The organism is Moorena sp. SIO3H5, assembly GCF_010692395.1.
Classification (GTDB): domain Bacteria; phylum Cyanobacteriota; class Cyanobacteriia; order Cyanobacteriales; family Coleofasciculaceae; genus Moorena.
Window position 1 is genome coordinate 1 of the sequence record NZ_JAAHHS010000379.1, and the last position, 7,357, is coordinate 7,357.

The following is a 7,357-nucleotide window of genomic DNA, read 5'->3' on the forward strand; positions in this document are numbered from 1 at the left end:
TGGGCGTTCAATACCATTAGAACGGGTCGCGCCAGTACTAGTCTATTGGATCGGGTGATGGTTGAGTACTATGGTACCCCAACCCCCCTGAAATCTTTGGCTAATATCAACACGCCAGACGCTAGTACAATCACCATCCAACCTTACGACAAAAGTATGCTGAGCCAGATCGAGAAAGCAATTACTCTTTCGGATCTGGATTTGCCTCCGAACAACAATGGTGAAGTTGTGCGGTTAAATATTCCTCCACTCACTAGCGAGCGCCGTAAAGAATTTGTCAAAATGGCAAGTAAGTTTGCGGAGGAAGGTCGAGTATCGATTCGCAATATCCGTCGTGATGGCGTTGACTCTGTCCGAAAAGAGGAAAAAAATAAGGAAATCTCTGAGGATGAGTCACGGGATTTGCAGGAGGAGATTCAGAAGTTGACCAATAAATACACAAAAAAAGTTGATGAAGTGTTCGCGGCTAAAGAAAAAGACATTATGACTGTGTAATGCTACTATGTCATGCTACTGTGTAATGCTATTCTCGGTGGGGGGTGATTTCATTTTGGCAACTCTTCCCTCTATCAGCATTCACAGTTTTGTGTAATTCTTGTACTTGTGTACTTACTAGTTATTTGATAATCATTGAAAAATTAACCGCTCATTCCACGACTAGCCAGGTCTAGGATGAGCGGAAATTTTTAATCTACTTGAACAAAAGTACCAGCTCATCCCACGACTAGCCAGGTCTAGGATGAGCGGATTTTTTCAATCTACCTGAACACTTTGTTAATTTTCTCATATTTTTTCTTACTGAACAAAAAAAGAAAATTTAGGAATAAAACAACTCAATTCTAGATTTGGCAAGGGGTTCAAGCAATATTGACTAACTGATTCACCCTAATTGATGTATGAAGGTTTCGTATATAAATGTAAAAAACAATAGGTTTATGTTAATATATGTTGCAGTTGAGAGTTGCTGTTGTTAGTGTAGGCTTATGGCTTAGTTTCTGGTAAAGACTCATTTCAAGGAGGGTACCAACCATGCTCTACATCAACACAAATTCTGGCTACGGATTGATTAAGTGATGCCAGAATGATTTGACGGATATTTCAACCACCGATTCTTACCAAGTTTCCGCAACAAACCGGGGAGAAATATCTTAACCAGTTATCCACCACACTGAATGGCAAATTGCCGCTTCTTGGACTCCCTTAGCCAATAGTCCGATAGCTACGGTCGGGGAGAAGGCTGTTGCCATCACTCATTTGTAGGTAGTCTTTACCAATTCTGAACTGCCTACGGATAACCGTTGCGTGGGAGCAATTTTTCACGGTGGCTAACTTCACGGTGACTAACGTTACTGTCGCTAATTTCAGTCTCAGTGGGTTTAGCGACGCATCTTAGCATCGGATGCTTGCTTGTTTTCAACTTTTACTTATTTTCAATTATAGGTATTGTAGCACATGAAGATTCAGGGAAAAACTGCTCTGGTTACTGGAGCCTCTCGTGGTATTGGCAGAGCGATCGCTCTGGAGTTAGCCCAACAAGGAATAAGACGCTTACTGTTGGTGGCGCGAAATCGCCAACGTTTAGCAGAAGTGGCGGCTGAGATTGAACGACAAGGGGTACTAGTTGTGACGCTCGTCTTAGATCTAAACCAAATCGTAGGAGTCAATATTGCTATCGCACGAGCTTGGCGAAGTTACGGACCAATTGATTTGTTAGTTAACTGTGCTGGCGTTGCTCATCAATCTCCTTTTCTAGAATGCAAACTGCAAAATTTGCAGGAAGAAATCGCCACGAATTTAATGGGTATGTACACAATGACTCGTCTAATTGGGCGACGCATGGCAGCACGACATGAAGGTACTATTGTGAATGTTTCTAGTTTAATGGGTAAGGTGGCAGCACCGACGATGGCAAGCTATTCCGCTACCAAATTTGGAATTGTTGGTTTTACTCAAGCCTTACGAGGAGAGTTAGCGCGAGAAAATATCCGGGTAATCGCTTTACTGCCATCGTTAACAGATACTGATATGGCGCGAGGATTACATTTATTTCGCTGGGTGTTGCCGATGACTCCCCAACAAGTCGCTAAGGTGCTAGTCGCCAAACTGGAGAAAAACTCATCCGAAATTTTAGTCGGATGGCAAAGTCATTTAGCTGTGTGGTGTCAGCGTTTCTTTCCTTCGCTACTGGAGAAAGTGTTACGGATCGCAGCTCCTCTGTCTAGAAGTAAAGGTTTTGGAAAAAAAGAAAACAGGCAACAGGCAACAGGCAACAGAAAAGGATTTTGGATAAAAGTTTTGGATTTTGGCTTCAGGTCTAGTAGACAAAGCTTTGATCAAGGGTTTGATCAAACGTTTAATCAAGGGTTAAATCAAGCTTTGAAAGACACATTTCCTGATTAATCTTTCCGATATTAACAGGACTTACGCACCCTACAAATAAATTGCCTGCGTAAGTCCTTTATTGTTTATTAATTTCAAATTCGCGCTCTTTTAAACTCTCCTCCTTCCCTGGAGGAGAGGCCAAAATCAAGCCCCTTCTCGTAACTTATCCAAAACACTGCGGTCTTCTAGAGTGGAGGTATCTCCAGCAACCTCTTGACCTGCAGCTAGCGATCGCAATAGCCGTCGCATAATTTTACCGGAACGAGTCTTGGGCAAAGCATCAGTAAAGCGAATGTCACCAGGACGTGCGATCGCACCAATTTCTTTGACTACGTGCTGCTTTAGTTCTTGCTTGAGTTCGTCACTAGCGCTATAACTGCCTTCTAAGGTCACAAAGGCAAACACATCCTCCCCTTTTAGGTCATCAGGTTTACCGACTACAGCTGCTTCAGCTACAGAAGGATGAGAAACCAGTGCTGACTCCACTTCCATGGTTCCTAAGCGGTGACCAGAGATATTCAACACATCATCGACACGACCCATAACCCAGAAATAACCATCGGGGTCTTTTCTGGCACCATCTCCAGCAAAATAGAAGTATTGGCCATCTTTTGGCTGGATATGTTCCCAATAGGTGCGGCGGAAACGGTCATCATCCCCATAGACAGTACGGATCATACTTGGCCAAGGATGTTTGATCACTAAATAACCACCATCATTGTCCCCAACTGGATTGCCGTCTAAATCTACAATATCAGCAATAATGCCTGGGAAGGGGAAGGTAGCGGAACCCGGTTTAGTGGGAGTAGCACCAGGTAAAGGGGTGAGCATGAAGCCACCGGTTTCAGTTTGCCACCACGTATCGACAATGGGACAACGTTCTCCTCCAATTACCCGATGGTACCACATCCAGGCTTCTGGGTTAATCGGTTCACCCACAGTTCCTAAGATACGTAGGGACGATAAATCACGGGCGTTGGGATGCTGGTCTCCCATCTTAATAAAGGCACGAATCGCAGTGGGCGCAGTGTAGAAGATAGTGACTCCATATTTTTCTACCACATCCCACAAACAACCGGGATTGGAAGGACGGGGAGCCCCTTCGTACATCAGGCTAGTAGCACCATTGGACAATGGACCATAGACAATGTAACTGTGTCCAGTAATCCAGCCGACATCAGCAGTACACCAGTAGACATCGGTCTCCTTCAGGTCAAAGGTCCACTTGGTAGTCATGTGGGTGTAGAGGTTATAGCCACCAGTAGTGTGAACAACCCCTTTCGGTTTACCCGTGGTACCGCTAGTGTAGAGAATGAAGAGCATATCTTCACTATCCATGGGTTCTGCTGGACAATCCGCAGATGCTCCCGGTTGCAAGTCATGCCACCAGTGGTCTCGTTCTGGTTCCATGTCAACCCCTTGCTTGGTGCGTTCTACCACTAGGACGTTTTCTACTGTAGGTGCGCCATTATTCTCTAGGGCTTTATCAACTTGGATCTTGAGAGGAACAATCTTGTCTTTGCGCCAGCCCCCATCAGCAGTAATTACTAATTTAGCTTGAGCATCTACCAGTCGGTCCTTGAGGGCTTCTGCACTAAAGCCACCAAAAACAACGGTGTGGGGAGCACCAATTCTAGCACAGGCCAGCATGGCTATAGCAGCTTCGGGAATCATGGGCATATAAATGCCAACGCGATCGCCTTTTTTCACTCCCAGTTGTTTGATCACATTTGCCATCTGGCAAACTTCCCGGTGTAACTGGGCATAGGTTAGGGTGCGGGAGTCTCCCGGTTCCCCTTCCCAAATCAGGGCAGCTTTATTGCGACGCCCGGTAGTCAGGTGTCTGTCAAGACAGTTGTAAGAAATATTAATCTTGCCACCAACAAACCACTTGGCAAAGGGGGGTTGCCAATCCAATACCGTATCCCATTTTTGAAACCAGTCTAGTTCTTGGTCTGCAAGCTGAGCCCAAAACCCTTGGGGGTCAGCTTTGGCTTGTTCATAAAGTTGCTGATACTCCGCCATGGTTTTAATCTGGGCATTCTCAGAAAACTCAGTCGGTGGCGGGAACAGCCGTTCTTCTTGAAGGATTGATTCTATAGTTGGTTGTGACATAGTTATAGGAAAATTTCTAATTAGGTAGTCTAGACCTAGCCAAGGCTAAGTCTAATCAAACCATACTTAACACGTCACCCAGTTTGGCATATCCGTGACTACTCCCACATCAAATCAAAGATTATGATGTGGGCTTCTCAATCTCACGAATGAGACTTGCTGCTCCTCGGCGGATGCCGACGCTACGCGAACGATATCCTGTACCGATTTACCACAGCCATTAAGCGACAGTCCAACCGCCAATAATCCACGATTTAAAATGTTGATCCCGCTATTCCAGTCACGATCAATTTTGACGTTACAGCTAGAACAGCAATGAACGCGATCGCTTAAAGTTTTTTCGACTCTAGAACCACAATTAAAACACTCAATGCTTGTGCCACGCGGGTTAACTTCTTGAACTAACAAGCCGCGTTTTACCGCCACTGCTTGCAATGTTTCCAAGAATGCTCCCCAGGCTGCATCATGTATTGATTTTGCTAACTTAGTTCGAGCGAGTCCTTTGATATTTAAATTTTCGTGAGCAATTAAGTCGTATTTGTTGCACAACCAATGAGCAACCTGATAGTGAAATTCCTTTCGGCATCGGGTTAGATGGAGGTGTAACAAAGCTACTTTATGTTTAGCTTTTTTCCAGTTTTTAGAACCCTTAACGCGGCGCGACATTACTTTTTGCGCCTGAGCCAGCTTGCCCTGAGCCTTTCTATAAAATTGTGGAATAGGCACCGCTTCCCCATCTGATGTAGTTAGAAATTTATCCAATCCAACATCAATCCCAACAGCAGACTTAATTGATTCCACTGGTAAAATCTCGGGTACAGTATCATCCTTCATTGAGATACAACAATACCACCCATCAGCTTTTTTTACTACGGTGCATTGCTTAAGGGTAAATCCTTTAGGCAATGGGCGATGCATTACAACAGGAATTGACCCAATCCGACTCAGTTTTAAAATACCATCAACCAGATGTGCTCCTGCTTTGGAACTGTTGACTCTAGGAAAAACAAACGATCGAAGTTCTCCAGATTTTTTGAACCTAGGTCTACCCCCACGCTTGCCACTGGCATCAGGCTTTCGCCACTTATCCCAAGCCTTATTGAGACGTTGTAAATTAACTTGTTGAGTCTCTGCGTAAATTTTTTTGTACTCAGGAAATAGCCGCTTAGTTTCCTTGAGCGCTGCCTGTTGAGTGTAGTAGTTTACCAGTTCTGGAATTTCACCAATTGGCTCATAACTCACGCTACACCTATCAATCGGACAACGAGTCCGACGAAGCCAATCCAAGCGTTGCCCCAGGGCGTAGTTCCAATGACGACGCAAAAGTTCAAGCCACCTTTCCATGATGGCGATCTGTTCGGGGCTTGGCTTAATTCGGTAACAGTAAGTGAATATCATAAATTTATTGTAGCACTTATTGCATAAAATGATTGGTAACTACACAAAACAAAACAGGTCGGTTTACCGTCTTACTGTACATGTTGTATTAGTAACGAAATACAGACGAAAGGCCATATCACACCAAATCTTGATCAGGCTGAGACAAATCTGCTCTGACACTTGCGTTAAATGGGAGTGTAACCTGGTATTTAATGGAGAGAGTGATCATATCCACCTAATTATTGACCTTAATCCTAGGATTGCCCCGGTCAAGTTAATAGCCAATATCAAAACTGTGACTAGTAGATTGATTCGCCAAGAATTTCCTGAGCACTTAAAACGGTTTTACGGAGACAAAAAAGTCTTCTGGACAGGTTCTTATTTTGTGGCTTCCTGTGGCGGAGTTACTATCGAGCAATTAAAAAGTTATGTCCAAAACCAAGATACCCCGTCAGGCAATTCCCAAGGGGCTGTGTGCGGAACCTGCGTCCGCACTTTATACGCCCCGTCTCCCGCTAACCCTCCGGGTATAACGGGAGACCCCTTGCCTGTTTAGGTTGGATTTCTTTAATTTCTGGTTTGTTATAGCACTACGCACTATGGTGTTTGACAAATTAAGAAAAATTAAAATCGCTCAATCCCTTGATTACTAAGCTTTTTTCTTCACTATTGCGCTTCATGCCTATTGCTAGCATGCCTGGCGCGTAGCGCTATACTACTGCTCCCTACTCCCTGCTCCCTGCTCCCTAAAACCAACTGCTAGTAAGTACCTCACCCAATTTCAAACTGCTATAGTTATGTCAAGAAAAGTAGAAGTTGTTCCCCATGACCCGAAGTGGCGAGATGAATTTGAGCGTGAATCAAAGCAGATTGCTCTTGCCGTCGGCGACAACTTAGTTGCTATACACCACATTGGTAGTACATCTATTCCAAAACTAGATGCTAAACCAATTATTGATATTTTAGTTGAAGTCAACGACATTACCAAACTAGATGAAAATAGTTCAGGGATGGAGACAATAGGCTATGAAGGAATGGGTGAATACGGCATACCAGGTCGTCGTTATTTCCGCAAACATAATCAACTAGGAATCAGAACACATCATGTTCATATGTTTGAGGTGAATTCGCTACAAGTAGAGCGTCACTTAGCCTTTCGAGATTATATGATTGCCCATCCTAAGGATGCCCAGAAATACGGTGAAATTAAGCGAGAACTTGCTAAGAAATATCCAGACAATATTGAAGCCTATATGGATGGGAAAGATGGGTTCATCAAAGAGATGGATCGAAAAGCAGCAGAGTGGCGTAGAGAATTAAGAATTTAGAATTTAGAATTGGGAATTTAGAATTTAGAATTGGGAATTTAGAATTCTGCCTTCTGGCTTCTGGCTTCTGCCTTCTGGCTTCTGCCTTCACCATTCTTAATTCTGCCTTCACCATTCTTAATTCTGCCTTCACCATTCTTAATTCTACATTA

The 7,357-nt window shown here is 44.0% G+C and carries 7 protein-coding genes; 4 read left to right on the top strand and 3 right to left on the bottom strand.

The features are described from left to right. On the top strand, positions 1-495 hold a 495-nt coding region (gene frr / locus F6K52_RS28745; RefSeq protein ID WP_293086709.1), incomplete at its 5' end, for a ribosome recycling factor. A 957-nt stretch (positions 496-1,452) separates the two neighbouring features. Then, complete coding sequence (locus F6K52_RS28750) at positions 1,453-2,400, top strand: SDR family NAD(P)-dependent oxidoreductase (protein WP_293086712.1); 948 nt, start codon at positions 1,453-1,455, stop codon at positions 2,398-2,400. A gap of 126 nt (positions 2,401-2,526) precedes the next feature. On the opposite strand, the gene acs is transcribed toward F6K52_RS28750, so the two are convergent. Together acs and F6K52_RS28760 are read right to left on the bottom strand one after the other, a co-directional pair. Next, a complete protein-coding gene (acs, locus tag F6K52_RS28755) occupies positions 2,527-4,497 on the bottom strand; it encodes an acetate--CoA ligase (protein WP_293086715.1) in 1,971 nt (656 codons plus the stop codon). Positions 4,498-4,611: 114 nt separating this feature from the next. Continuing rightward, positions 4,612-5,895, bottom strand: coding sequence for a transposase (locus F6K52_RS28760; RefSeq protein ID WP_293086718.1), 1,284 nt, complete (start codon positions 5,893-5,895; stop codon positions 4,612-4,614). Positions 5,896-5,923: 28 nt separating this feature from the next. Between F6K52_RS28760 and tnpA the strand changes: the two genes are divergently transcribed. Both tnpA and F6K52_RS28770 read left to right on the top strand, forming a co-directional pair. After that, entirely contained in the window at positions 5,924-6,433 is a 510-nt protein-coding gene (gene tnpA / locus F6K52_RS28765; RefSeq protein WP_293086720.1) for an IS200/IS605 family transposase, read from the top strand. 241 nt (positions 6,434-6,674) lie between these two features. Further along, a complete protein-coding gene (locus tag F6K52_RS28770; RefSeq protein ID WP_293086723.1) occupies positions 6,675-7,205 on the top strand; it encodes a GrpB family protein in 531 nt (176 codons plus the stop codon). Here F6K52_RS28770 and F6K52_RS28775 read toward each other — a convergent pair. Continuing rightward, the coding region (locus tag F6K52_RS28775) for a hypothetical protein (protein WP_293086726.1) at positions 7,153-7,357 on the bottom strand (205 nt) is incomplete at its 5' end. The two genes, F6K52_RS28770 and F6K52_RS28775, sit on opposite strands and share 53 nt — an antisense overlap.